The organism is Neisseria sp. 27098_8_112 (assembly GCF_041433235.1).
Lineage (GTDB): Bacteria > Pseudomonadota > Gammaproteobacteria > Burkholderiales > Neisseriaceae > Neisseria.
This window is the reverse complement of the sequence record NZ_JAPWBB010000012.1, coordinates 1-24,740: the sequence shown is the minus strand read 5'-3', so window position 1 is coordinate 24,740 and position 24,740 is coordinate 1. Positions and strand designations below refer to the sequence as shown.

23 protein-coding genes are annotated in these 24,740 nt (G+C 46.4%); 19 read left to right on the top strand and 4 right to left on the bottom strand.

The features are described 5' to 3' along the window. The first annotated feature begins 63 nt into the window (after window positions 1-63). The 9 genes from pdxJ to O3682_RS08590 all read left to right on the top strand — a co-directional run bounded on the left by pdxJ (window position 64) and on the right by O3682_RS08590 (window position 11,234). Window positions 64-792 (top strand): pyridoxine 5'-phosphate synthase, encoded by a 729-nt coding sequence (gene pdxJ, locus O3682_RS08630; protein WP_371509609.1) that lies wholly within the window; start codon window positions 64-66, stop codon window positions 790-792. 88 nt (window positions 793-880) lie between these two features. Then, window positions 881-1,258 (top strand): holo-ACP synthase, encoded by a 378-nt coding sequence (acpS, locus tag O3682_RS08625; RefSeq protein ID WP_070711955.1) that lies wholly within the window; start codon window positions 881-883, stop codon window positions 1,256-1,258. A 153-nt stretch (window positions 1,259-1,411) separates the two neighbouring features. Then, window positions 1,412-2,221, top strand: coding sequence for an NUDIX domain-containing protein (locus O3682_RS08620; RefSeq protein ID WP_371509669.1), 810 nt, complete (start codon window positions 1,412-1,414; stop codon window positions 2,219-2,221). After that, window positions 2,214-2,636 carry a hypothetical protein gene (locus O3682_RS08615; RefSeq protein WP_371509607.1) on the top strand — a complete coding sequence of 141 codons (423 nt, stop codon included), beginning with the start codon at window positions 2,214-2,216 and terminating at the stop codon, window positions 2,634-2,636. The genes O3682_RS08620 and O3682_RS08615 overlap by 8 nt, the downstream gene beginning before the upstream one ends. Window positions 2,637-3,400: 764 nt before the next feature. Next, on the top strand, window positions 3,401-4,276 hold the full coding sequence (gene prpB, locus O3682_RS08610; RefSeq protein WP_002233567.1) for a methylisocitrate lyase: 876 nt from the start codon (window positions 3,401-3,403) through the stop codon (window positions 4,274-4,276). A gap of 84 nt (window positions 4,277-4,360) precedes the next feature. Next, complete coding sequence (prpC, locus tag O3682_RS08605) at window positions 4,361-5,515, top strand: bifunctional 2-methylcitrate synthase/citrate synthase (protein ID WP_371509605.1); 1,155 nt, start codon at window positions 4,361-4,363, stop codon at window positions 5,513-5,515. Window positions 5,516-5,915: 400 nt separating this feature from the next. Then, complete coding sequence (gene acnD / locus O3682_RS08600) at window positions 5,916-8,522, top strand: Fe/S-dependent 2-methylisocitrate dehydratase AcnD (protein WP_371509603.1); 2,607 nt, start codon at window positions 5,916-5,918, stop codon at window positions 8,520-8,522. A 117-nt stretch (window positions 8,523-8,639) separates the two neighbouring features. Beyond that, window positions 8,640-9,809: a 2-methylaconitate cis-trans isomerase PrpF gene (gene prpF, locus O3682_RS08595; protein ID WP_371509601.1), complete on the top strand. Its 1,170-nt coding sequence runs from the start codon at window positions 8,640-8,642 to the stop codon at window positions 9,807-9,809. Between the two features lie 213 nt (window positions 9,810-10,022). Next, window positions 10,023-11,234, top strand: coding sequence for an acetate kinase (locus O3682_RS08590; RefSeq protein WP_371509600.1), 1,212 nt, complete (start codon window positions 10,023-10,025; stop codon window positions 11,232-11,234). 67 nt (window positions 11,235-11,301) lie between these two features. Here O3682_RS08590 and purM read toward each other — a convergent pair whose 3' ends face one another. After that, window positions 11,302-12,336 (bottom strand): phosphoribosylformylglycinamidine cyclo-ligase, encoded by a 1,035-nt coding sequence (gene purM / locus O3682_RS08585; RefSeq protein WP_308881224.1) that lies wholly within the window; start codon window positions 12,334-12,336, stop codon window positions 11,302-11,304. Between the two features lie 203 nt (window positions 12,337-12,539). On the opposite strand from purM, the gene O3682_RS08580 reads away from it, so the two are divergent. Beyond that, window positions 12,540-13,610, top strand: coding sequence for an AI-2E family transporter (locus O3682_RS08580; protein ID WP_070625529.1), 1,071 nt, complete (start codon window positions 12,540-12,542; stop codon window positions 13,608-13,610). Window positions 13,611-13,676: 66 nt separating this feature from the next. After that, the gene (locus tag O3682_RS08575) at window positions 13,677-14,393 is read left to right on the top strand and encodes an S-methyl-5'-thioinosine phosphorylase (protein WP_371509597.1); all 717 of its coding nucleotides are present in this window, start codon (window positions 13,677-13,679) and stop codon (window positions 14,391-14,393) included. 46 nt (window positions 14,394-14,439) lie between these two features. Here the strand turns inward: O3682_RS08575 and O3682_RS08570 are convergent, their stop codons facing one another. From O3682_RS08570 to O3682_RS08560, 3 genes are all read right to left on the bottom strand, one after another. Next, window positions 14,440-14,934, bottom strand: a complete 495-nt coding sequence (locus O3682_RS08570) for a hypothetical protein (RefSeq protein WP_049328665.1) — start codon at window positions 14,932-14,934, stop codon at window positions 14,440-14,442. A 144-nt stretch (window positions 14,935-15,078) separates the two neighbouring features. Further along, window positions 15,079-15,513, bottom strand: a complete 435-nt coding sequence (locus tag O3682_RS08565; protein ID WP_371509596.1) for a hypothetical protein — start codon at window positions 15,511-15,513, stop codon at window positions 15,079-15,081. Next, entirely contained in the window at window positions 15,506-16,813 is a 1,308-nt protein-coding gene (locus O3682_RS08560; RefSeq protein ID WP_371509595.1) for a homoserine dehydrogenase, read from the bottom strand. The genes O3682_RS08565 and O3682_RS08560 overlap by 8 nt, the downstream gene beginning before the upstream one ends. Window positions 16,814-17,019: 206 nt before the next feature. Between O3682_RS08560 and O3682_RS08555 the strand changes: the two genes are divergently transcribed. From O3682_RS08555 to O3682_RS08520, 8 genes are all read left to right on the top strand, one after another. Next, complete coding sequence (locus O3682_RS08555; protein ID WP_063067879.1) at window positions 17,020-17,394, top strand: Mth938-like domain-containing protein; 375 nt, start codon at window positions 17,020-17,022, stop codon at window positions 17,392-17,394. A 151-nt stretch (window positions 17,395-17,545) separates the two neighbouring features. After that, window positions 17,546-18,433: a ParA family protein gene (locus O3682_RS08550; protein WP_049323310.1), complete on the top strand. Its 888-nt coding sequence runs from the start codon at window positions 17,546-17,548 to the stop codon at window positions 18,431-18,433. Further along, entirely contained in the window at window positions 18,430-19,980 is a 1,551-nt protein-coding gene (locus O3682_RS08545) for a ParB family protein (RefSeq protein WP_371509593.1), read from the top strand. Before O3682_RS08550 ends, O3682_RS08545 begins: the two co-directional genes overlap by 4 nt. After that, window positions 19,980-20,582, top strand: coding sequence for a hypothetical protein (locus O3682_RS08540; RefSeq protein ID WP_371509591.1), 603 nt, complete (start codon window positions 19,980-19,982; stop codon window positions 20,580-20,582). Before O3682_RS08545 ends, O3682_RS08540 begins: the two co-directional genes overlap by 1 nt. 8 nt (window positions 20,583-20,590) lie before the next feature. Then, a complete protein-coding gene (locus O3682_RS08535; RefSeq protein ID WP_371509590.1) occupies window positions 20,591-21,334 on the top strand; it encodes a hypothetical protein in 744 nt (247 codons plus the stop codon). Then, window positions 21,334-22,857: a hypothetical protein gene (locus tag O3682_RS08530; RefSeq protein ID WP_371509588.1), complete on the top strand. Its 1,524-nt coding sequence runs from the start codon at window positions 21,334-21,336 to the stop codon at window positions 22,855-22,857. Before O3682_RS08535 ends, O3682_RS08530 begins: the two co-directional genes overlap by 1 nt. Before the next feature lie 137 nt (window positions 22,858-22,994). After that, complete coding sequence (locus tag O3682_RS08525; RefSeq protein WP_371509586.1) at window positions 22,995-24,044, top strand: AcaB family transcriptional regulator; 1,050 nt, start codon at window positions 22,995-22,997, stop codon at window positions 24,042-24,044. A 94-nt stretch (window positions 24,045-24,138) separates the two neighbouring features. Further along, on the top strand, window positions 24,139-24,684 hold the full coding sequence (locus O3682_RS08520) for a hypothetical protein (RefSeq protein ID WP_371509585.1): 546 nt from the start codon (window positions 24,139-24,141) through the stop codon (window positions 24,682-24,684). Window positions 24,685-24,740 lie beyond the last annotated feature (56 nt).

Genomic DNA, 24,740 nt, shown 5'->3' with positions numbered 1-24,740 from the left:
TTCAGACGGCCTTTGATAGGTAATGACTCAGGCCGTCTGAAACCTTAAAGAAAGGACATTATTATGTTGTTAGGCGTAAATATCGACCATATTGCCACCGTCCGCAATGCGCGCGGTACGATTTATCCCAGCCCTGTCGAAGCGGCGCTGATTGCGGAAACCCACGGCGCAGATTTGATTACCATGCACTTGCGTGAAGACCGTCGCCATATTAAAGATGCGGACGTGTTTGCTGTTAAAAACGCCATCCGCACGCGCCTGAATTTGGAAATGGCGCTGACGGAAGAAATGCTGGAAAACGCGCTCAACGTCATGCCGGAAGATGTGTGCCTCGTGCCTGAAAAACGTCAAGAAGTAACCACCGAAGGCGGTTTGGACGTATTGGCGCAACAGGATAAAGTGGCCGAGTTCACTAAAATCCTGACCGATGCAGGCATCCGCGTGTCCTTGTTTATCGATGCCGACAACGCGCAAATCCAAGCCGCTTATGATGTCGGCGCGCCTGTTATCGAGTTGCATACCGGTGCATATGCCGATGCGCACAGCCACGCCAAGCAAATGAAACAATTCGAGCGCATTCAAAACGGCGCGCATTACGCCAGCGATTTGGGTTTGGTCGTCAACGCCGGACACGGCCTGACCATTCACAACGTAACGCCGATTGCTCAAATTCTTGCCATCCGCGAGTTGAACATCGGGCATTCGCTGATTTCCCAAGCACTCTTCCTCGGCTTGCCAGAAGCTGTCCGCCAAATGAAGGAAGTCATGTTCAGAGCCAGAATGCTGCCTTAACGGCATCAGTCATACCGACTAAGACAATTGGCTTTGGCCGGTATTCACACTTTCAGACGGCCTGACTATTTAAACAAGGAGCAGACCCATGATTTACGGAATTGGTACAGACATTGTTTCCCTCAAACGCATTATCCGCCTGAACAAAAAATTCGGACTGGCATTTGCGCAACGCATTCTCAGCCCGGAAGAGCTGTTGGAGTTTCCACAGGCAGGCAAGCCGGTCAACTATCTTGCCAAACGCTTTGCCGCCAAAGAAGCTTTTGCCAAAGCCGTCGGTACGGGCATACGCGGCGTGGTGTCTTTCCGCAATATCGGTGTTGGACATGACGCACTGGGCAAACCTGAATTGTTTTTTGCACCGGCTTTGACCAAATGGCTGGAGGAGCAGGGTATCAGCGGCTGCCATCTCAGTATGAGCGATGAAGAGGATACCGTTATGGCTTTTGTCATTGCGGAAAAATAAGGCCGGATTTAAGTATTCTGAAAGATAAAATCCTTTTCAGACGGCCTGAAGGATTAGATATTTGTTAAAAGTCGGGCGTATGGGCCCGACATCGTTTTTTTACGCATAAATCGGCAGGTGTCGCCGCCTGCCGCATATAAGAATAATCTCATGATGACTGAAGACACACGTCCATTGGTACAAGTGGTTGCCGGAATTTTGCTCGACAAAAACGGCCGCTACCTGCTCAGTTCCCGCCCGGAGGGTAAGCCGTATGCCGGTTATTGGGAATTTGCTGGCGGCAAGGTTGAGGCAGGCGAAAGCGATTTTCAAGCCTTGCAACGCGAGTTTGAAGAAGAACTCGGCATCCGTATCCTCGCCGCTACGCCGTGGCTGACCAAAGTCCATTCCTACGAACACGCACATGTACGCCTGCATTTTTTATGGGTGGAAGCCGACCAATGGACAGGTGAAATCCAATCGAGGGAAGGGCAGAAATGGGCATGGCAAAAGGCAGGGGATTTTACCGTTGAGCCGATGTTGCCTGCCAATAGCGCATTGTTACGCTCCCTTTCCGTCCCGCGCCAGTTTCAAGGCCGTCTGAAAAGCGGCTTCAGCGGTCAAAACAGTATGGGCGAATATCATGTTGCGCCATATGGATTGGCTCATCAAACTGCATCGGCGGTATTACTGGAGTTTGTCGATTGGCAACAAGGCAAGCCGCAAGAAGCGTCCAGCGCGTGGCCAATCATTGAAAATGCCGAACAATGGCGGCAGGTGCAAAATGCGGATGCTGTCGTATGGAAAGTGGAGAATGAAGCGGCAGCCAAGCAAGTTGTCGATATTTTGGCGCAAGGCGTGGCTATGCCGCTGATTGCGGCAGCTCCGGAAAGTATGGTTTCCATTTATCGCGAACAGTGGCAGAGCATGGGTGCGCACGCCGTTGTGACCGATAATGACATTGAGGCCGTCTGGAATGAGTAAAAATCAAAAACTACTGATTGCCGCTGTTTTACTGATTGTGTTTGCGGCGGCCAAACTGCTGCTCTTGGATTGGTGGCAGCGACAACAGACAAAAGCGAATGTAGTTGAATGTAGTCTAACACAAGGCTGCGTCCTGCCTGACGGTTCAAAAGTGCGTGCGACATCCATCAATACACACGAGCCTTTTGATATTGTAGTGGAAAATGTGCCGAAGAATACGGACGCGGTCAGTATCAGTTTCAGTATGGAAAACATGGACATGGGCTTTAATCGTTACAACCTGACGCAACAATCGCCGCAAAGTTGGCAGGCTGTGCAAATCCGCTTGCCGTTTTGCATCGAAGGCCGCCATGATTACACTGCCGACATTACCATTGGCAAACAGACTTTTCAGACGGCATTTAGTGCAGAGTAGTCATCATGCAAAGGCCGTCTGAAAATTTACAGGCTAAAATTTTAAAATTTTTCAGAAGGTATATTTAAAAGTTCCTTATAAATGAATTAATTATAAATTATTTTTAGATGGATTGTTTACAATCATTCTGACTATTAGTCAAAAGTACAAAACGGACAGAAGCTAGACCACACAAGGGTTTAATGTGGTACAGCCTGTCCGTTTTTTGCATTTGTTGCAAAAAAATCGTTTATTAATAACTGAATTTTTTATAATTTTTTTGAAAAAAGTGTTTGACAAGACCTGTTTTATTTTTTAAATTTGTTTCCATAAATAAAAACTACATCGCACTACAAAGGAACATCATCATGAATCTGTATCAAACCACTCTCTCTTGTTATAGATTTTCTCCCATCTCTGCCACTCCTGTCGCCGCTAGCTTATTGGCAGTCCCGACGGTCTGAAGGCTCTCAACCCGAATCCAGTTTCCGCATTCCTACAAACGTTTCGGGTTTTAAAATATCTGTATCTCCAATCGAATTCATATTTTGATTAATAAAAATTAAAAAACGTACACCTCCGCTTCAGCCTTATTGTATTTATTGGTTTTGATAACTATTTGTATTTATTGATTTTAAATTTTCAGATGGTTGATAATGGAAATTTTATAGGCCGTCTGAAAACAGTTTTTAGAACGATTGTTTCTTTTTAAACGGTTCGTTTTAAGTTGTGAAAAACCGAGCCGTCCGATTAATACTGAAAAAAGTCTATAAAGGAGAAATATGATGAGCCAACACTCTGCCGGAGCACGTTTCCGTCAAGCCGTGAAAGAATCAAACCCTCTTGCCGTAGTCGGTTGTGTCAATGCTTACTTTGCACGATTGGCCACCCAAAGCGGTTTCAAAGCAATCTATCTGTCTGGCGGCGGCGTGGCAGCCTGCTCTTGCGGTATCCCTGATTTGGGCATTACCACAATGGAAGATGTGCTGATCGACGCGCGACGCATTACGGATAACGTGGATACCCCTTTGCTGGTGGACATCGATGTGGGTTGGGGCGGTGCATTCAATATTGCCCGTACCATTCGTAACTTTGAACGCGCTGGTGTTGCAGCGGTTCACATCGAAGATCAGGTAGCGCAAAAACGCTGCGGCCACCGTCCGAACAAAGCCATCGTTTCTAAAGATGAAATGGTCGACCGTATCAAAGCTGCCGTAGATGCTCGCGTTGATGAGAACTTTGTGATTATGGCACGTACCGATGCGCTGGCGGTAGAAGGTTTGGATGCCGCTATCGAACGCGCCCAGGCTTGTGTCGAAGCCGGTGCGGACATGATTTTCCCTGAAGCTATGACCGATTTGAAAATGTACCGCCAATTTGCAGATGCCGTAAAAGTGCCTGTATTGGCCAACATTACTGAGTTCGGCTCTACACCACTTTATACCCAAAGTGAGCTGGCTGAAAACGGCGTGTCGCTGGTTCTGTATCCGCTGTCATCGTTCCGTGCAGCAAGTAAAGCCGCTCTGAATGTTTATGAAGCGATTATGCGCGATGGCACTCAGGCCGCAGTGGTTGACACTATGCAAACTCGTGCCGAATTGTATGAGCATCTGAACTATCATGCCTTCGAGCAAAAACTGGATAAATTGTTTCAAAAATAAGTAACCGCTTTCAGACGGCCTTTCAACAAATCCGCATCGGCCGTCTGAAAAATAAAACCCATAAAAATACAAAGGAGAAATACCATGACTGCAACTACTCAAACCCCAACGTTTAAACCTAAAAAATCCGTTGCGCTTTCTGGCGTTGCGGCCGGTAATACCGCATTGTGTACCGTTGGCCGTACCGGCAACGATTTGAGCTATCGCGGTTACGACATTTTGGACTTGGCACAAAAATGCGAGTTTGAAGAAGTCGCCCACCTGCTGATTCACGGTCATTTGCCCAACAAATTCGAGCTGGCCGCTTATAAAGCCAAGCTCAAATCCATGCGCGGCCTGCCTATCCGTGTGATTAAAGTTTTGGAAAGCCTGCCTGCACATACCCATCCGATGGACGTGATGCGTACCGGCGTATCCATGCTGGGCTGCGTTCATCCTGAACGTGAAAGCCATCCGGAAAGTGAAGCGCGCGACATCGCCGACAAACTGATCGCCAGCCTCGGCAGCATCCTCTTGTACTGGTATCAATATTCGCACAACGGCAAACGCATTGAAGTTGAAAGCGACGAAGAGACCATCGGCGGTCATTTCCTGCACCTGTTGCACGGCAAACGCCCAAGCGAATCACACATCAAAGCCATGCACGTTTCACTGATTCTGTATGCAGAACACGAGTTCAACGCTTCTACCTTTACCGCCCGCGTGATTGCCGGTACAGGCTCTGATATGTACTCCTGCATTACCGGTGCAATCGGCGCGTTGAAAGGTCCGAAACACGGTGGCGCGAACGAAGTGGCTTACGATATTCAAAAACGCTACCGCAATGCCGACGAAGCCGAAGCCGACATCCGCGAACGCATCGGCCGCAAAGAAATCGTGATCGGTTTCGGTCATCCGGTGTACACCATTTCCGACCCTCGCAACGTTGTCATTAAAGAAGTGGCACGCGGTTTGAGCAAAGAAACCGGCGATATGCGCCTCTTTGACATTGCCGAACGTTTGGAGAGCGTGATGTGGGAAGAGAAAAAAATGTTCCCGAATCTGGACTGGTTCTCTGCTGTTTCCTACCAAAAATTGGGCGTACCGACTGCTATGTTCACACCGCTGTTCGTCATTTCCCGTACAACCGGTTGGAGCGCACACGTTCTCGAGCAACGCAAAGACGGCAAAATCATCCGTCCGAGCGCAAACTACACAGGCCCTGAAGATTTGGCATTTGTGGAGATTGAAAACCGCTAATACGCGTAACAGCAGGGTGGGCCGCCAGCCCGCCCCATCTCGAAATGCCGTTTGAAAACAATGAATAATTAAGTTTTCGTTTTTCGACGGCCTAGTGCAGTATGCGAGAGAGAGAGCCGGCCGTTTGGAAAACATGCTGCTCCGCTGTCGTCATTCCCATACAGGCAGAAATTCAAAAATTGAAATGTTCTGCTGTAAAGAGTGCTGAAAAATTTGAGTTTGGATTTCCGTCTATACGGGAATGATGGTAGCGGAGCAGCAATTTTTTTTCATACCGCGAATAGATTTCAGACAACAAGCAATAAAACAGAATTTATGGTTTCAGACGGCCTGAAGGTCCGAATCAACAGGCCGTCTGAAACCCCAAAACCAAAAAAAGAATAGATTTAGGAGAACCGACATGACTGCCAACCAACGCTACCGCAAAGCTTTGCCCGGTACGGATTTGGAATATTACGACACGCGTCAGGCGTGTGAAGACATCAAACCAGGCTCTTACGACAAGCTGCCTTATACAAGCCGCATCTTGGCTGAGAACTTGGTCAACCGCGCAGACAAAGTCGACCTGCCTACGCTGCAAAGCTGGCTGGGTCAGCTGATTGAGGGAAAACAGGAAATCGACTTCCCTTGGTATCCGGCGCGCGTGGTGTGTCACGATATTCTGGGTCAGACAGCGTTGGTGGATTTGGCAGGCCTGCGCGATGCGATTGCCGAAAAAGGCGGCGATCCTTCCAAAGTGAATCCGGTGGTGCAAACCCAGCTCATCGTCGACCACTCTTTGGCCGTTGAATGCGGCGGTTACGATCCTGATGCCTTCCGCAAAAACCGCGAAATTGAAGACAGACGTAACGAAGACCGTTTCCACTTCATCAACTGGACAAAAACCGCATTTGAAAATGTGGACGTGATTCCTGCGGGCAACGGCATTATGCACCAAATCAACTTGGAAAAAATGTCGCCGGTTGTCCAAGTCAAAAACGGCGTGGCATTCCCTGATACCTGTGTCGGTACAGACTCACATACGCCGCACGTCGATTCATTGGGCGTGATTTCCGTAGGCGTGGGCGGTTTGGAAGCCGAAACCGTAATGTTGGGCCGTGCATCCATGATGCGTCTGCCTGATATTGTCGGCGTTGAGCTGACCGGCAAACGTCAACCGGGCATTACTGCCACCGACATCGTGTTGGCACTGACCGAATTCTTGCGTAAAGAGCGCGTGGTTGGCGCATTTGTCGAATTCTTCGGCGAAGGCGCAAGAAGCCTGTCTATCGGCGACCGTGCCACCATTTCTAACATGACCCCTGAGTTCGGCGCGACTGCCGCGATGTTCGCTATTGATGAGCAAACCATTGATTATTTGAAACTGACCGGCCGCGATGACGCGCAAGTGAAATTGGTGGAAACCTACGCCAAAACCGCAGGCTTGTGGGCAGATGCCTTGAAAACCGCTGTTTATCCTCGCGTATTGAAATTTGATTTGAGCAGCGTAACACGCAATATGGCAGGCCCAAGTAACCCGCATGCCCGTTTTGCGACCGCCGATTTGGCCAGCAAAGGCTTGGCTAAACCTTATGAAGAGCCTTCAGACGGCCAAATGCCTGACGGTGCAGTGATTATTGCTGCGATTACTTCATGTACCAATACTTCCAATCCACGCAACGTTGTCGCCGCCGCGCTGTTGGCACGCAATGCCAACCGCCTCGGCTTGCAGCGCAAACCTTGGGTGAAATCTTCGTTTGCACCGGGTTCAAAAGTAGCCGAAATCTATTTGAAAGAAGCAGGCCTGCTGCCTGAAATGGAAAAACTCGGCTTCGGTATCGTTGCCTTCGCATGTACCACCTGTAACGGCATGAGCGGCGCGCTGGATCCGAAAATCCAAAAAGAAATCATCGACCGCGATTTGTACGCCACCGCCGTATTGTCAGGCAACCGCAACTTCGACGGCCGTATCCATCCGTATGCGAAACAGGCTTTCCTTGCTTCGCCTCCGTTGGTCGTTGCCTACGCGCTGGCAGGCAGCATCCGTTTCGATATTGAAAACGACGTACTCGGCGTTGCAGACGACAAAGAAATCCGCCTGAAAGACATCTGGCCTACCGATGAAGAAATCGATGCCATCGTTGCCGAATATGTGAAACCGCAACAATTCCGCGACGTTTATATCCCGATGTTCGACACCGGCACAGCGCAAAAAGCACCAAGCCCGCTGTACGACTGGCGTCCAATGTCCACCTATATCCGCCGCCCGCCTTACTGGGAAGGCGCACTGGCAGGGGAGCGCACATTGAGCGGTATGCGTCCGCTGGCGATTTTGCCCGACAACATCACCACCGACCACCTCTCGCCGTCCAATGCGATTTTGGCCAGCAGTGCCGCAGGCGAATATTTGGCGAAAATGGGTTTGCCTGAAGAAGACTTCAACTCTTACGCAACCCACCGCGGCGACCACTTGACCGCCCAACGCGCAACCTTCGCCAATCCGAAACTGTTTAACGAAATGGTGAGAAATGAAGACGGCAGCGTACGCCAAGGTTCGCTTGCTCGTGTTGAACCAGAAGGCCAAACCATGCGTATGTGGGAAGCCATCGAAACCTATATGAACCGCAAACAGCCGCTCATCATCATCGCCGGTGCGGACTACGGTCAAGGCTCAAGCCGCGACTGGGCTGCAAAAGGCGTACGCCTCGCCGGCGTGGAAGCAATTGTTGCCGAAGGCTTCGAGCGTATCCACCGCACCAACTTGATCGGTATGGGCGTGTTGCCGCTGCAGTTCAAACTGGGTACCAACCGCCACACCCTGCAACTGGACGGTACGGAAACCTACGACGTTGTCGGCGAACGCACACCACGCTGCGACCTGACCCTCGTGATTCATCGTAAAAACGGCGAAACCGTCGAAGTTCCGGTTACCTGCCGCCTCGATACAGCAGAAGAAGTGTTGGTATATGAAGCCGGTGGCGTATTGCAACGTTTCGCACAAGACTTTTTAGAAGGAAATGCAGCGTAAGGTAAATCGGGTATCGTCAAAATGCCCGGACTACGCTCAAAAAGGTTTTCAGACGGCCTCGAATGTTTGAGAGGCCGTCTGAAAAAACCATACTAGAAATACAAAGGAGAACCCGAAATGCCGCAAATTAAAATTCCAGCCGTTTACTACCGCGGCGGTACATCTAAAGGCATTTTCTTCAAACGCACTGATCTGCCGCCCGCTGCGCAGGAAGCAGGCGAGGCACGCGACAAAATCCTCTTGCGCGTACTCGGCAGCCCCGACCCTTATGGCAAACAGATTGACGGCTTGGGCAATGCCAGTTCGTCCACCAGCAAAGCCGTGATTTTGGACAAATCCGAACGCGCCGATCACGATGTCGATTATTTGTTCGGACAAGTTTCCATCGACAAACCTTTTGTCGATTGGAGCGGCAACTGCGGTAATTTGACCGCCGCCGTGGGCGCATTTGCCATCGAGCAAGGCTTGGTCGATAAATCCAAAATCCCTTCAGACGGCCTGTGTACCGTCAAAATCTGGCAGAAAAACATCGGCAAAACCATTATTGCCCATGTGCCGATGCAAAACGGCGCAGTGTTGGAAACAGGTGATTTTGAGCTTGACGGCGTAACGTTTCCGGCAGCCGAAGTACAAATCGAATTTCTTGATCCGGCCGACGGCGAAGGCAGTATGTTCCCAACCGGCAATTTGGTCGATGAAATTGATGTGCCGAATATAGGCCGTCTGAAAGCCACGCTTATCAATGCCGGCATTCCAACCATTTTCCTGAATGCCGCAGATTTGGGCTATACAGGCAAAGAGTTGCAAGACGATATCAACAACGATGTCGCGGCTCTGGAAAAATTTGAAACCATCCGCGCGTATGGTGCGCTGAAAATGGGTTTAATCAGCGACGTATCCGAAGCTGCCACTCGCGCCCATACTCCGAAAGTCGCTTTTGTCGCCCCTGCGGCCGATTACACCGCTTCAAGCGGCAAAACCGTCAAAGCTGCCGACATCGACTTATTGGTACGCGCGCTGAGCATGGGCAAATTGCACCACGCCATGATGGGTACCGCTTCAGTCGCCATCGCTACCGCTGCCGCCGTGCCCGGTACGCTGGTCAACCTTGCAACCGGAGGCGGAGCGCGTAAAGAAGTCCGTTTCGGTCATCCGTCAGGAACACTACGTGTCGGTGCCGCCGCCGAATGTCAGGACGGACAATGGACGGCCACCAAAGCGGTCATGAGCCGTAGCGCACGCGTGATTATGGAAGGACAAGTCCGAGTGCCGGAAGATTGCTTTTAAGTTTTCAGACGGCCACGCCATTAAACAAGGCCGTCTGAAAACTAAATAAGCAGATTTTAGTCGGGTAGCGATACCTGCAATGGAGATTATGGTTGGGCATAAAGCCTGACTAAACACCAAACCAAAGGCAATCTGGAAAGCTCTCAAATGTTCTTGCTCTTTTCAGACGGCCTGAAGCCAAAAAAACAATCAAAAATTCAAAGGAGAAACACCATGTCCAACCAACTCATTCTTGTTCTGAACTGCGGCAGCTCTTCACTCAAAGGTGCCGTTATCGACCGTAAAAACGGCAAAGTTCTCTTAAGCTGTCTCGGCGAACGTTTGGGTACGCCCGAAGCAGTCATTACGTTCAGCAAAGACGGCAAAAAATGCCAAACAGCTTTGACCAGCCGTAACGATCATGCCGGTGCAGTAGGTATACTGTTGAAAGAGCTTGAAAAACACGGCCTGCACGACCGCATTAAAGCCATCGGCCACCGCATCGCACACGGCGGCGAAAAATACAGCGAATCTGTTTTGATCGACCAAGCAGTAATGGACGAACTCAATGCCTGCATTCCGCTCGCTCCGCTGCACAATCCTGCCAATATCAACGGCATTTTGGCTGCGCAAGAGCATTTCCCGGGCCTGCCCAATGTCGGCGTGATGGATACTTCGTTCCACCAAACCATGCCGGAGCGTGCCTACACTTATGCCGTTCCGCGCGAATTGCGTAAAAAATACGCTTTCCGCCGCTACGGTTTCCACGGTACCAGTATGCGTTACGTTGCCCCTGAAGCCGCACGCATCTTGGGCAAACCTCTGGAAGACATCCGCATGATTATTGCCCACTTAGGCAACGGCGCATCCATTACCGCCATTAAAAACGGGAAATCCGTTGACACCAGTATGGGCTTCACGCCGATTGAAGGCTTGGTGATGGGTACCCGTTGCGGCGACATCGACCCGGGCGTATACAGCTATCTGACTTCCCAAGCCGGTTTGGATGTTGCCCAAGTTGATGAAATGCTGAACAAAAAATCAGGCTTGCTCGGTATTTCCGAACTCTCCAACGACTGTCGTTCTTTGGAAATCGCTGCGGATGAAGGCCATGAAGGCGCACGTTTGGCTCTGGAAGTAATGACTTACCGCCTTGCCAAATATATTGCTTCGATGGCTGTGGCTTGCGGTGGCGTTGACGCACTCGTGTTTACCGGCGGTATCGGCGAAAACTCGCGTAATATCCGCGCTAAAACTGTTTCTTACTTGGATTTCTTAGGTCTGCACATCGACACCAAAGCCAATATGGACAAACGCTACGGCAACTCCGGTATCATCAGCCCGACAGGTTCTATGCCGGCGGTTTTGGTGGTACCAACCAATGAAGAGCTGATGATTGCCCACGATACGGCTCAGTTGGCCGGATTTATGGAAGAAGCAGGCTAGGGCGAAGATTTTCCTAGACAATAAAAAGTGCGGATTCATCATCCGCACTTTTTTAATTACATCTCAATCAAGCCACTTGGGTTTGATGTTCGTCGCCGTTGCGCTCACGAACTGCACCCAAACGGTAAACGGTTTCGCCTTGTTCGCTCAAGAATGCCTGTACCGCATCGGCATCTTCTTTAGCAATGATAACGACCATGCCGATACCGCAGTTGAAAGTACGGTACATTTCTTGGGTTTCCACATTGCCCGCTTTTTGCAGCCATTGGAACAGTTTAGGCAGTTCCCACGCTTTGGCATCGATTTGCGCAACGGTATTTTCAGGCAAAACGCGAGGTACGTTTTCAGTAATGCCGCCGCCGGTGATGTGGGCCATGCCTTTAATGGTGAATTTTTCCAAAGCGGCAAGGATAGGTTTCACATACAGGCGGGTAGGGGCGATGATGGCTTCGCGCAGGGTTTTGCCGTTGTCGAATTCCGCGTCCAAATTAGGATTGTCGCGCTCGATGATTTTGCGTACCAAGGAATAGCCGTTGGAGTGTGCGCCATTGGAAGCCAAGCCCAAAACAACGTCTCCGGCCTGAATGCTGCGGCCGTTAATGACGCGTTCTTTTTCAACCACGCCGACGGCAAAACCGGCCAAGTCGTATTCGCCTTCGGGATACATGCCCGGCATTTCGGCAGTTTCACCGCCAATCAAAGCGCAACCGGATTCTTCGCAACCTTGGGCAATACCTTTAATCACATCAGTCGCGCGGGCAACATCCAGCTTACCGCAAGCGAAATAGTCCAAGAAGAACAAAGGTTCCGCACCTTGAACCAAAATGTCGTTGACGCTCATGGCAACCAAATCGATGCCGACAGTATCGTGTTTATCCCAGTCGAATGCCAGTTTCAGCTTGGTGCCGACGCCATCCGTACCGGAAACCAATACCGGATTTTTGTATTTTTTGCCGATTTCAACCAAAGCGCCGAAACCGCCCAAATCACCCAACACTTCAGGGCGCATAGTACGCTTGGCAAAAGGTTTGATGTTTTCGACCAGTTGATCGCCTGCGTCGATATCCACGCCTGCGTCACGATAGCTCAAAGAAGTGCTCATTGGATTTCCTTATTCGGGTATGGGTAGATTGTCGGAGCGTATTTTATCTTAAATTGGAGGATTCAGGCTGAATTTTTTGGCATTATTGTCAACAATTTTTATTTTATCTTAATAGCCGTCACGCTTTCAGACGGCCTTTGTGAATCTGTTATACTGCTTATTTATTTTGAAAACCTTAAGCATCAACTGGGGAACACCTTTTTATGTATCAAAAGAAAGCGCGCGGCGCAAAACCGTGGATTATTATGGCTTGCGTTATCGCAGCCTTTATTTGGCTTTTATATGCCTTGGGCGATGTTTTGACGCCGTTTATTGTAGCCGCCGTTTTGGCCTATGTTTTGAATCCCTTGGTCGAGTGGCTTCAATTGAAGCGTATCCGCCGCGCGCCGGCCTCTATGATTATTATGGCACTGGCTTTGCTGATATTGCTGTCGTTGGTGCTGATTATCGTACCTATGTTGTTGAACCAGTTTAACAATCTGGCCGAACGCCTGCCGCAAATCGTGGGCTTTGTTCAAAACAAACTGCTGCCGTGGCTCAACAGCGTCAGTGGGGATTATATTCAAATCGATCAAGAATCAATCATCGCATGGTTGCAGTCGCATACTGATGAGTTGAGCAATACGCTCAAAGAATGGATTCCAACCTTGATGCGTCAAAGCGGCAACGTGATCAGCGGCGTCAGCAATTTGGTGTTGTTGCCTTTGTTGCTGTATTACTTCTTGTTGGATTGGAAACGCTGGTCTTCCGGAATCAGCAAACTGGTTCCACGCCGTTTTATCGAGACCTACACGCGTATCAGCGGCAATATGGATGAAGTTTTGGGCGAGTTTCTGCGCGGCCAGCTGATGGTTATGATGATCATGGGCTTGGTCTATGGCTTGGGCTTGATGCTGGTCGGTTTGGATTCCGGCTTTGCCATCGGTATGATTGCCGGTATTTTGGTATTTATTCCGTATTTGGGTGCATTTACCGGCCTTTTGCTGGCAACAGTTGCCGCGCTTTTGCAATATGGCTCATGGCAGGGCTTGTTGATGGTCTGGGCTGTATTCGGTGTCGGACAATTCTTGGAAAGCTTTTTCATTACGCCTAAAATCGTCGGCGACCGCATCGGTTTGTCTCCGTTCTGGGTGATTTTCTCGTTGATGGCTTTCGGACAACTGATGGGTTTTGTCGGTATGCTTGCCGGTCTGCCGCTTGCCGCCGTAACATTGGTTTTATTGCGTGAAGGCGCATCTGCCTATTTCGGCAGCCATTTCTACAAACATAAATAAATCGATAATATTAAGGCCGTCTGAAATCCAAGTTTCAGACGGCCATTGATAACAAAGGAAGTTTATATGTTAGCCATTATCGGCGGCAGCGGTTTGACCAAACTGCCGGAACTCGAAATTACTGAACGAAAAATCGTACGCACTCCATACGGCTTAACCAGCAGCCCTATTTTGTTCGGCAGGTTGGGGCGTTTGGATATTGTTTTTCTTGCCCGACACGGCTTCAGTCATACCATCGCGCCACATGAAATCAACTACCGCGCCAATATTTGGGCGTTACATTCTTTAGGCGTTGAAAACATCATTGCCATTTCTTCAGTCGTCGGTATCAATCCCGATTTTGAAAACGGCAGCTTGGTGTTGCCGGACGATTTGATCGACTATACCTATGGCCGTAAAGATACTTTTTTTGAAGGCCAAGAATGCCCGGTTGTCCATACCGATTTTTTCAACCCTTATTGCAATGAATTGCGACAAAAGTTGTTAAATATCACGAAAGCGCACAATGTGCCGATTTACGACTCCGCCATTTATGGTTGCCTGCAAGGCCCGCGCCGTCCGACCCGCGCAGAAATCGCCCGTTATCGACGTGACGGCGTAGATGTACTCGGTATGACCGGTATGCCCGAAGCCGTTTTGGCCAGGGAGTTAAAAATGGCCTATGCCCACTTTTGTAGCGTCAGCAGCATTGATTGCTTTGATAGCGGAGTAGGGACTGATGGCTGTAATGAACAGACTTCTATGGCGATGACGAAAATCCGACAGTTATTGAATGGTTTGTAACTGATCATGCCGTCTGAAATGATGTTTTCAGACGGCATTGTTTTAGTTAAGAAGCCGTTTCACGCGCCCAATGGGGCAGGGAAGCTTTTTGTTTGCGGAATGAGGCAAGTTGCATGCCCCGACATTTTTCAAAAATCAATTCAACTCCGCTTTGTAGCTGCAAAATTAAGTTGGTATGCGTTTCCGTTTTAATAAAGTCAATATTGCGTTGCACCAAGCGTTGAATGACGGCATATACATCAAGGCAGCCATTTGCAAAAAACCACGGATTCAACTTTACCCAACGGCCGCCGCTTAATGCAGCATCAGGCTGAAAATCAGCACGAATCTGTGTCAAACGATTGTCGGAGAAATGCAGTTCGATATCGCCATAAAGCCAAATATTCCAGCCTTTTTGCACCAACAAGCCTTTAGGTACGCAATCAGGCGCAGGAAACATCTGCAAAATAGACTCTGCCGATTGTCCGATTTCCAGATAGTCAAACCGGCCGGTATACAAAAAATCATAAATATCAACGGCAATAGGAAAGTGGTAACGCATGGCAACAACCATAGAAAAGCAATTAACTAAGCTATCTTAAACTTAAAATATAATGAAATCAATTCTTATTACTATTTAATCAATATAATAAAGGCCGTCTGTTGTTCAGACGGCCTTGTATCTTTGGTTTAAACCGATATTGGTTTACTCAGCCTTTAAATCAGCCACACATTGCTTATCGCGTGCCTCAAAAGCTTCCGCACCACCCAAGAGCTTGAGTTGCTCCTCAGGGCTGATTTTGCCGAAGTCTCGGATTTGCTCGTCAGAGAGTTTGCTTAAAGGCTGATCCCACATGCAGACACAATAGTCTTGAGCCAATTTCTCGTTTTGCGCATCCAAACCTTTTGCCTTTAAATCAGCTTGCCATTTTTCAGCAAAAGGAATGTTTTTCACGCAAGATTCCACCACATTTTGTTTCATCTGCGGCTTGTTCATGGCGCATTGTGAGAGCAGGGCGGTCAGAGCCAGCAAAGACAAAATAATCCATGCCCAAATGCGTATGGTACGGATTTTTGCCTTGGCTTTTTTTCTGGCCGCCAGTTGCTCTTCAGACGGCCTTTCCGTTTGCTGCTCAGTCATGCAGGCTTTCCATGCGGATCATGGTGATCGGAGCATCCACGCAGCTCAGTGCTTCAATCGCTGCGATAGCACGTTTGACATTGTGTTCCGCCGTGGTGTGGGTCAGAATCACGATTTCAGCAGTGCTTTGATTAATCACGCCTTTTTGAATCAAAGCTTCGATAGAAACATTTTCTTTGGCCAAGAGTGCGGCAATTTGACCCAAAGTGCCCGGTTCGTCAGTTGCTTGAACGCGCAGATAGTAGCTGCTGGTGATTTCGTCCATAGGCAGAATATTTTGCGCTTGAACTTGCGAAGGTTGGAATGCCAAGTGGGGGACACGATGGTCAGTTTCTGCTTCAATCAGGCGGGCAATATCAATAATGTCGGCAACCACGGCAGAAGCAGTCGGTAATGCGCCGGCTCCCGCACCGTAATACAAGGTTTCACCAACCATATCGGCATTAACGCGGACAGCATTCATCACGCCGTTCACATTAGCCAACAGACGGCTTTCAGGAATCAGAGTAGGGTGTACGCGCAACTCGATGCCTTTGTCGGTTTTACGGGTAATCCCCAACAATTTGATACGGTAGCCAAGCTCTTCAGCATATTTGATGTCGCGGCTGTCGAGTTTGCTGATACCCTCCAGATAGCAGGCAGAAAAGTTCATCGGCGTACCAAATGCCAATGCGCTCATAATCGTAATTTTATGGCCGGCATCATGACCTTCGATATCAAAAGTAGGGTCAGCTTCTGCATAGCCCAAAGCCTGAGCTTCTTTCAATACGTCTGCAAACGCGCTGCCTTTTTCACGCATTTCAGTAAGAATGAAGTTGCTGGTACCATTAATAATACCGGCGATACTGCGGATTTGGTTTGCAGCCAAGCCTTCACGCAAAGCCTTGATAATAGGGATACCGCCGGCAACAGCAGCTTCAAACTGTACCATGACATTTTTTTCTTCCGCCAAAGGGAAAATTTCATTGCCGTATTCAGCCAGCAGTTTTTTATTGGCAGTAACAATGTGTTTGCCGTTTTCAATCGCTTTTAATACCGCATCTTTGGCAATACCGGTGCCGCCAAACAATTCAACAACAACATCAACATCTTGATGTTGAACCAGCTCAAACGGATCTTTGATAAAAGCAGCATTCGGGCAAATTTGTTTGGCTTTTTCTTCGCTCAAATCACAAACAGCAGAAATACGGACTTCACGTCCCAAGCGGCGGCTGATTTCCGCAGCGTTGTCCTGCAATACAGTGGCCGTACCGCCACCGACTGTACCCAAACCTAAAAGACCGATATTTACTGGCTTCATTGTGTCTCCTTTTGAGCCGATACTTTAAAATAATCACGAAAAACCAAGGCTTGTTATAATCGCTTGCAATCGTAAATTCAGAGCAAAGCATCAATGCACAAGGTCAAACGTTGAATCCTACCTGATATTGCTTGATTTTGCACCTTTTTTTGCAAGTTTCCCAAGGCCGTCTGAAAAATCGTTCTACCATAAAAACAGGAATTGCCATGAAAATCACAGAAAACCATATCGATGAAGCCACATTATTTTTTTCATCCTCACAAGGCATATTGCAAATCGGCGAACAAACGTATTCAGAACCCATTTGCTGGCAAGATGGCAAAGTGAGCATCATTCCTCAAACAACCATCGAAGAATTAAACGAACAAATTTTTATATCAGCAATTGAAATAGCAGAAAACCGTCCTGAAGTCATTATTATAGGTACAGGAGAAAAACAAAAATTTCTGCATCCCAAAATTGCAGCAGCCTTATCAGCCTACGGAATCGGCTTCGAATGCATGAACACAGCCTCCGCTTGCCGAACTTTAGTTTTACTGCAAGGCGAAGGCCGAAGCACATGGGCTTGGTTGTGGCCATAATTTGTAGAAAAGACTATTGAATCATGCTAGCCTAAGTTCGCATAATTTATATTATGTTAAATTTCCTATTTAAGATGATTTAAGCATGTTCTTCGCGTCTTGAATTACCTCTTCTCGCTGACGTTGTTCCTTGATTATACAAGGAAATATTATGTCCGCACCCGTAATATTGTCTGCGGCCGCTACTAAAGGCGGCGTAGGCAAAACAACACTCATTGCTAATGTCTCCGGCGTTCTCGCTGATATTGGACTCCGCGTCCTAATGATCGACTGCGACGTTCAGCCATCACTGTCTAAATACTACCCAATAAGCCACCGCGCTCCAAATGGTATTGTCGAATTGCTTCTCGGTGAAAATACCGAAGAAGTCATCCGCTCAACAATATCCAATACCGTTTTCCCAAATTTAGACATCGTTATTTCCAATAACATTTCTGCTTTTGTCGAGACTGAAGTAACTTCTCGTCCCGATCGTGCCTTTTTGCTGAGAAGCAAACTGCATTCACAATACATACAGAATAACTATGATGTGGTTTTGATCGATACTCAGGGTGCAGTCGGCCCTCTCTTGGATACAGCTGCCTTCGCTGCTACATGCTTGCTTTGCCCGATCATGCCTGAAGTTTTGAGTGCCCGTGAGTTTCTCACTGGTACCCAAGAACTTCTGAAGCGACTGCAAAAAGGCGAAGCAATGCGCATCCCCATGCCTCAATTACGAGCCATCATCTACGCACAAGATCGTACCAATGATGCGAAATTCATCGCATCCTCTATCAAAGACTTCTTTAGTAATACCTTAGATGACAGACGTAAATTGTTGAGCGTAGCAGTTCCTGCTGCCAAAGCATATAAGGAAGCCACAACTTTACGAGTTCCTGTTCATTGCCATGAGCGTAAACAGCTTGGAAAGATGCTGCCCGCTTATGAAATCATGCACCGTATTGTCTATGAGATTTTCCCTGGTATCGAAAATAAAAAATTGCGTGGAAGCTGTTTCAACGACATGACCAGCCTGCTGCAAGAGGAGGTACAGTCATGAATCTGGACCAAACCAAAGCAGCTTTGAGCCTACACATCGGTACACCTGCACAGACAAATATGAGTTTTGGCCCCGAGGATACTCCTTCTCAGGGCATGTTAATGTCGTTGCCAATCAGCGAGATCGATTTCTTTGACAAAAACCCACGCCGTTTACATGATGTTTCCAGCTATGAGGCCATCAAAGAGTCCATTCGTTCTTCAGGTATTCAACAACCGGTACACGTTACCCAGCGACCTGGTGAAAGTAAATATGTACTGGCACATGGTGGTAATACCCGTCTCAAAATCTTGCGCGAACTCTTGGAAGAAACTGGCGATAACCGCTTCCGTATGATGCCGTGCATTTACATACCCTACACTGACGAAACTACATTGCAGGTTGCGCACCTTGTTGAAAACGAACTGCGTGCTGAAATGTGTTTTTGGGATAAAGCCTGCAAATACGCCGAAATTCGCGATATTTTCCAAGATGAATCTGACTCAGGGAAACTTTCTTTGCGCGAACTGGAAGTGATGTTTTCTGATAAGGGCCTTACGGTTTCTCATAAAACTCTGGGACTGTTCTTTTTTGCTTCTGATAATTTACAGGAACTGCAAGAATACGCATTCAAACTTTCCCATGCCAAAGTAGAAGAAATAAAAAAGCTTCACTCTACCCTGTTCTCAATTTCAAAATCAATTCAGTTGGACGATTCTTTCCAATATTTATGGTCAGATGTGCTGGAACAGTGGCATAACCAATATTCTGCAACAGAGTTAGACGTACATGAGCTTTGCCAGTTTGTACTCGACAAATTCAAATTTGAATATGGTGCTGAAGCCTTTCCTGAAACAGAAAATTCATCTGATAAGAACAAATCTGAAACAGCTGTCAAACAAGATCTCAATTTGCATCAAAAAGAAGCATCTGAAAAAAACACTGAGTCAGAGGATTCATCTATTAAATCTGTGCCAGCTAAAGAAGATAGCCCAGAGACTGATGCAGGGGGTGAGCCGAAAGGAACTGAACAGACAGGGTTCGATGCCCTGGATGTTCAGAATCATCAGCTTACTTTGGATCAAACTAGCAAAAAACTGTTTTCTGCGGTTCGCAAGTTGTTGGCCAAAGTGAACCTGTCTGATTGCTTTAAAACCCACAAAGACTTCGCATACGGCTGGTATGTCGAGTATCCAGCATTTGAGCATATTTCAGGTTCAAGTGCCGAAAATGCAATTTATGCTATTGATGTTTTACATGCGGAAGCAGGCAACGTTTTTACATTCCTGTGGAAGCTTTGCGGTATCGATAACTTCATGTTTGATGTTGGCGATAGCTCAAATCCCCTGCTTTCGCTGAAAAATGATTCAAAACTTCGTATTGCATACGAAGATCCCGACAAATACGACGAATATACAAACTGCGGCATTGGCAACAAAGAGAACATCATTGCCTCTGTGTTGAATTGGCAGACAAATACTGAGCATGAATTTCACGCCAATGTAGTAGAAATTTTATCGTTAAGCACACAATACAACAATTTAAAAAATAGAGGGAGTGAGGAGTGATGCGTAAGCCGTTTATAAATAATCCCGTATATCGACTGTTCAATACAGATCCGATTTATACGAATCTTGCACTGACAAGATTGGCATCCGCGCCTAATACGCCGCGAGAAGCCTCTTACAATGCTTTGGTCGCGCGTGAACATGAAGGTGTTTTGAATACTCTCAAACGGATGAACCCAAAGCGAATTGAGAAATTGGCATCAATGTGCCCCGATGTCGTGACCTATTCTATTGATCTGAAAATTTTGCAAAGCAAAATTGCGGAAATGGAAAATCACGAACAAAGATTTTCCGAGCAAATGCAGCGGCTCCGATGGATGTTGAAACATAAGGCCAGTAATCAAATGATCATGAACTTATGTTCCTTGATTTCTACGGCAGAAATTAAAAAAGTGCGTTTGGAGTTGAATACTCCTGTCGTCAAAGGCCGAATTGTTATGCCGTCTATTGAGGTTAGACTCAAAGTATTGAAGGCATGGAGTCAGTCGGAGAAGGAGTCTGATATTTTTGTTCGTTATCAGCAATTAATCGATCAATTTCCTGATTATAGCCTTGCGCAGTTACATTCAATCATCAACGATGAAAAGTTTTTCGGAGCATGAGTATGTATATGGATTTCTCTACTGCCTACGAATATGAGACTGGTTTTGTACCCGCTCAAAGCATGTCAACAAATAACTTCATGCGAGGTTTGGTTGCTTTGTGGGAAGAACCAGCTACATATGTACGTCAGTTTGCTCAAGCGGTCGGTTCTGTTTCCGAGGGATATTTTTTAAGTTGGTTTGTTGAAAAATGTCTACCAGGCGAATGGGTAAGCTTGAATAATGATTTGTTGTTTCATGAAGCAGGCATTACCGCGAAGCAGTGGCGTAATATTCGCAATAGTCTTCTTGAGAAAGGTGTTTTACTTAATCGGAGAACCGTAGCACCAACCGAATCCCAATTTACATTGAATGATGCCCTGTTTGAGGATTTAGTACGCAAACATGGTGAAACAGATGTACTTGATGTGGTTGCGCCCCCTATTTCGATTAATAAACTTCATCTGAAGACATTAGCCGACAGAGGTCTTTCTTTTGTATCCGTTTTGTATTTGTCGTTTCTACAAAGCGAAGCTGAATATCAAGATTTGAGTAAGCGTGGTGATTGGTCGCCTTGGACTCATGCAGCTGAGAAGCATGTTTTTCACTCAACAATGTTGTCTAGACGACAACAGGAAAGAGCTATTACCGAATTAACATCTTTCGGTTTGATTGAGAGCTGTGTTGATGGTATGCCGGCAGCGCGACGTTGTAGATATAGCTTGAAGATGCTTGCTGATCTTACCTCAGAATATTTGAACGGATGTGTGTGATGGTTACCGCCACCAAATTACCCCCTCCTAAAGTGTTCAACTCTGAACTGACACAATGCTGGCAAGCTTTGCAAGGTAGTCGGAGAGTTGCCATTTATCGCTGTTTAATTGACATCACAGGCTCTTTAAAAGCTGCTGCCATGCTTTCTCAGTTGATTTATTGGACAAGAGTGAGCAAAGAGGTTGCCGAACGAGATGGTTGGATTTTCAAATCTATTGCTCAGATGGAAGCCGAAACGGGCCTGACAGTGAGAGAACAACGCACTTGTAAGAATAGGCTTCTTGATACAAACCTTATTCAAACATGCCGTAAAGGGGTTGGGGCTGCTTTGGCCATCAAAGTGAACTTGGATACCATGGCTGAGATGATCGCGCAATCTAGTGGTACTGACGATCAACTTACACTTACGCTGTCTGATTTGCAAAACACAAGTTCCTTCTATTTCAGAAAACACTTTTCTAAGAGAATTGCTTATCACCGTGATCTGGTTTCTCTTACAGGCTGTATTAATTCGGCTGTATTGTTGTCATGTGTTTTAAATGATGCTGTTGGTTTGGTATCTCAACATCCGCATTTACAACGTCACGCCTTTGCTACTTTGACTGCTGCCGATTGGGAAGAACGAACCTCTCTCTCTTATAAATCTCAATTAACAGCTCGAAATAGGTTGAAGAATTTGAATCTCATTTATGAGAAAAATTTCTTGGCCAGTCGCCGTATTTTTACACTGGTAAATGGTCACGATATTGTTAGAGCCATCAAAAAACTTCTTGCTGGCAAACAGAACGACGGCTTCAATCCATATAACACCAAAAAACGTGAAATTCTCAGTTTGGCGGAAAGGGCCAAATGTGATTGGCGGAAAGGGCCAAATGGATTGGATAAAGGGTTTCAGGGCAATTTTGAACGTGATGATCCACTATTTTCTGATATGACATTCAGAAGTGTCGAAAGGGGATATTCGGAAGTGTCGAAAAGGAATTTTAAGAAAGGTCATAGTGGGAAATTCACAAGCGTCGATTGGGAAAGTTCAGAAGTGTCGAATCTGCAGATTATTTATTATATAAATTACAAAGGGGTTTATAACTACAACTACATGACTGTCGAACCCAACAAGTTATGTTCTCCCAAACAAGATCATGTGGTAGTGGTTGATGCTGATGTTGATTTGATTTATCCAAGGCTCTTCAACGTGCAAATGCGTCAACAGGCAGATTTGATTTTTGCAAAACATCTTTCAAAAAGTTCCTGGGCTTTGAAGCAGGAAATCTTGGATGAGATAGAGGGGCAGAAAAAGGAAGTTACTAGCCCACTCGGCCTTTTAGCTAAACTCTGCCAACTTGCTTCGCAAGGTAACTTTACTGCCATTGTTGCACCGCAGGTTAAATTCAATCGTGAGCAAGCTCAGAAATTACGGGTATTTCTTGAAAACCAAAAAAATTCAGAGATTATCCAAAAACAGGATTCTTTTGATATTGAGGCTGCTCGCGCTAATTTGAAAAAGTTTCTCGCTAAAAAGTAATATTTAAGTTTAATAATATATAAATTAATAAAATAAAATTTCATCTATTTTTGTTTTACGACAATTTTATGATGTTTCTTTAAATAGCTGTAACGGGGCGTTACAAGAACTTTCTGATAACTTGATAGGATTTGAAAATGGAATTTGCGAAACAGAGATATATTGTCAAACCTGGTGCGATTCACGTCGCTCAACAATTTGATCTCAAAGTCACGACAAAACAGTCACCTTTCAGCGACGGTTTCGATATGGCTCGTGCTGCTTTGGCTTTGGGGGGTAAGGTCAATCAAAAGTTGACTGAGGATGACGAACAGTTCCAACAATGGGAAGAGTTTAAAGCCCATGAATTGCTGCTCAAGCAACATCTTCAAAAGGAGACAGGTCGAAAACATCACTTGGTTTGGGGGGAGTATGAAATTCTTTCTTCTGAGAACGACCGGTTTAAAAATATTGGCAGCTTGACCTCTTCCGGTGATGATGGTTTTTTTATGCATACCAAGCAAGGTATTCGTATGTGGGAAGGCAATAACAACAAGAAAAACGGCCCACGTTGGCCAGGTATCAGATATGGTCTGACACTCAGTAACGAGTTGTTCGGTATGGCTATGTCCGATAATCCTTATGCCCAAAGTCGTTTATTGCAGATTGAAAAACAGATGTCCGAAATTGAGGAATTTTTTGAGACTGTAAAAAAACAGGTTCATGCTCAGATTGATAGTTTGGCCGCTGCCGGCATGAAGATTACCTTGATTCAGAACAATAACCCTGTTCATATCAGATTGAATGCTTTACGGGCTTATGGTTTCAAACTGGTTAAATTGTTGCGGGATTACGATAGTTTTGTATGTGCCGTTAAGACTCTCAATATCAAAGGCATGATGGCTAATAAACAATGTAATGACACATTGTATAATGGCGGTCGGATGATGAGGAAGTTACTGAATGATTTGTATATAGCGGTTATGGAGACTAGAGCCATCAAGAACATTCGACGTGACAGTCTGCTTGATCCAGAACAGTTAGCGAAGTTGAAGTCTGCAGTTGACCAAGAAATTCTTCCTAGAATACCACTATCTGTTTGGGTATATGAGTCACAACCCTCTTTGGTTTATATCCAGAAAAAAATGAATCAGGAGGATCTCAATAAGTTGGTTGATATTGTTCGTGACAATGGGTTGTCAGGCTAGTTGGAGCGGGGGTTACAATCGAGTGTTAGGAGAGTTACGGTTGGCCCCTTTTTTGTTTGGATTTGTTTTTAGAAGTATGGCTGATATGAATAATATGAATACTCAAAAATCAGGTAAGGATAAATACTTAAAATTTTGGGAATATAAAAGGCTTTTAAGGGTAAGGGGAATTGAAGATATAGAAACAGAAATTGAATTAAAATTAGTTGATCTTGAAAAGTTGATCGATGAGGCACAGTCTTTCCACGAAGCATGTCAGGAACTTTATCTTGTATATCCAATCGTGAGAGAACATTTGAAATTGAGTAATAAATGCCTGGTTTGCTTAGATCTGAAAAAATACTATATTCCCAACATGCTCTTTTTTAAAAATGTGGTTTCTTCCAGTGGGCGTCAATCGCGTAAAAAGTTTTTTAAATGGGCAGATATTAGTACGGCTTTGGATAATACAAATGCCAGCCTTGATGAACGATTGCTTCATATGAAGATATATTTTGATTGCAGACAGTATTACTCTCGAGGTAGGCAGATTGCCGGAGATTTGGCAGAATTGTTTTCGATGAAAGAAGTTTTTGAAGAAATTTTGAAAGTTGAGAATTTGGAACGAAAAAATCTTCCTAGTAACATCATGGTTAAGTAAGAATTTGAGTACCTTTTTGAATCGGTTGCCATCACTTTTGTGATGGCTTTTTTTGG

Coding starts and splice junctions, on each gene's coding strand:
- pdxJ (WP_371509609.1), top strand. CDS start 64: ATGTTGTTAGGCGTAAATATCGACCATATTGCCACCGTCCGCAATGCG.
- acpS (WP_070711955.1), top strand. CDS start 881: ATGATTTACGGAATTGGTACAGACATTGTTTCCCTCAAACGCATTATC.
- O3682_RS08620 (WP_371509669.1), top strand. CDS start 1,412: ATGACTGAAGACACACGTCCATTGGTACAAGTGGTTGCCGGAATTTTG.
- O3682_RS08615 (WP_371509607.1), top strand. CDS start 2,214: ATGAGTAAAAATCAAAAACTACTGATTGCCGCTGTTTTACTGATTGTG.
- prpB (WP_002233567.1), top strand. CDS start 3,401: ATGAGCCAACACTCTGCCGGAGCACGTTTCCGTCAAGCCGTGAAAGAA.
- prpC (WP_371509605.1), top strand. CDS start 4,361: ATGACTGCAACTACTCAAACCCCAACGTTTAAACCTAAAAAATCCGTT.
- acnD (WP_371509603.1), top strand. CDS start 5,916: ATGACTGCCAACCAACGCTACCGCAAAGCTTTGCCCGGTACGGATTTG.
- prpF (WP_371509601.1), top strand. CDS start 8,640: ATGCCGCAAATTAAAATTCCAGCCGTTTACTACCGCGGCGGTACATCT.
- O3682_RS08590 (WP_371509600.1), top strand. CDS start 10,023: ATGTCCAACCAACTCATTCTTGTTCTGAACTGCGGCAGCTCTTCACTC.
- purM (WP_308881224.1), bottom strand. CDS start 12,336: ATGAGCACTTCTTTGAGCTATCGTGACGCAGGCGTGGATATCGACGCA.
- O3682_RS08580 (WP_070625529.1), top strand. CDS start 12,540: ATGTATCAAAAGAAAGCGCGCGGCGCAAAACCGTGGATTATTATGGCT.
- O3682_RS08575 (WP_371509597.1), top strand. CDS start 13,677: ATGTTAGCCATTATCGGCGGCAGCGGTTTGACCAAACTGCCGGAACTC.
- O3682_RS08570 (WP_049328665.1), bottom strand. CDS start 14,934: ATGCGTTACCACTTTCCTATTGCCGTTGATATTTATGATTTTTTGTAT.
- O3682_RS08565 (WP_371509596.1), bottom strand. CDS start 15,513: ATGACTGAGCAGCAAACGGAAAGGCCGTCTGAAGAGCAACTGGCGGCC.
- O3682_RS08560 (WP_371509595.1), bottom strand. CDS start 16,813: ATGAAGCCAGTAAATATCGGTCTTTTAGGTTTGGGTACAGTCGGTGGC.
- O3682_RS08555 (WP_063067879.1), top strand. CDS start 17,020: ATGAAAATCACAGAAAACCATATCGATGAAGCCACATTATTTTTTTCA.
- O3682_RS08550 (WP_049323310.1), top strand. CDS start 17,546: ATGTCCGCACCCGTAATATTGTCTGCGGCCGCTACTAAAGGCGGCGTA.
- O3682_RS08545 (WP_371509593.1), top strand. CDS start 18,430: ATGAATCTGGACCAAACCAAAGCAGCTTTGAGCCTACACATCGGTACA.
- O3682_RS08540 (WP_371509591.1), top strand. CDS start 19,980: ATGCGTAAGCCGTTTATAAATAATCCCGTATATCGACTGTTCAATACA.
- O3682_RS08535 (WP_371509590.1), top strand. CDS start 20,591: ATGGATTTCTCTACTGCCTACGAATATGAGACTGGTTTTGTACCCGCT.
- O3682_RS08530 (WP_371509588.1), top strand. CDS start 21,334: ATGGTTACCGCCACCAAATTACCCCCTCCTAAAGTGTTCAACTCTGAA.
- O3682_RS08525 (WP_371509586.1), top strand. CDS start 22,995: ATGGAATTTGCGAAACAGAGATATATTGTCAAACCTGGTGCGATTCAC.
- O3682_RS08520 (WP_371509585.1), top strand. CDS start 24,139: ATGAATACTCAAAAATCAGGTAAGGATAAATACTTAAAATTTTGGGAA.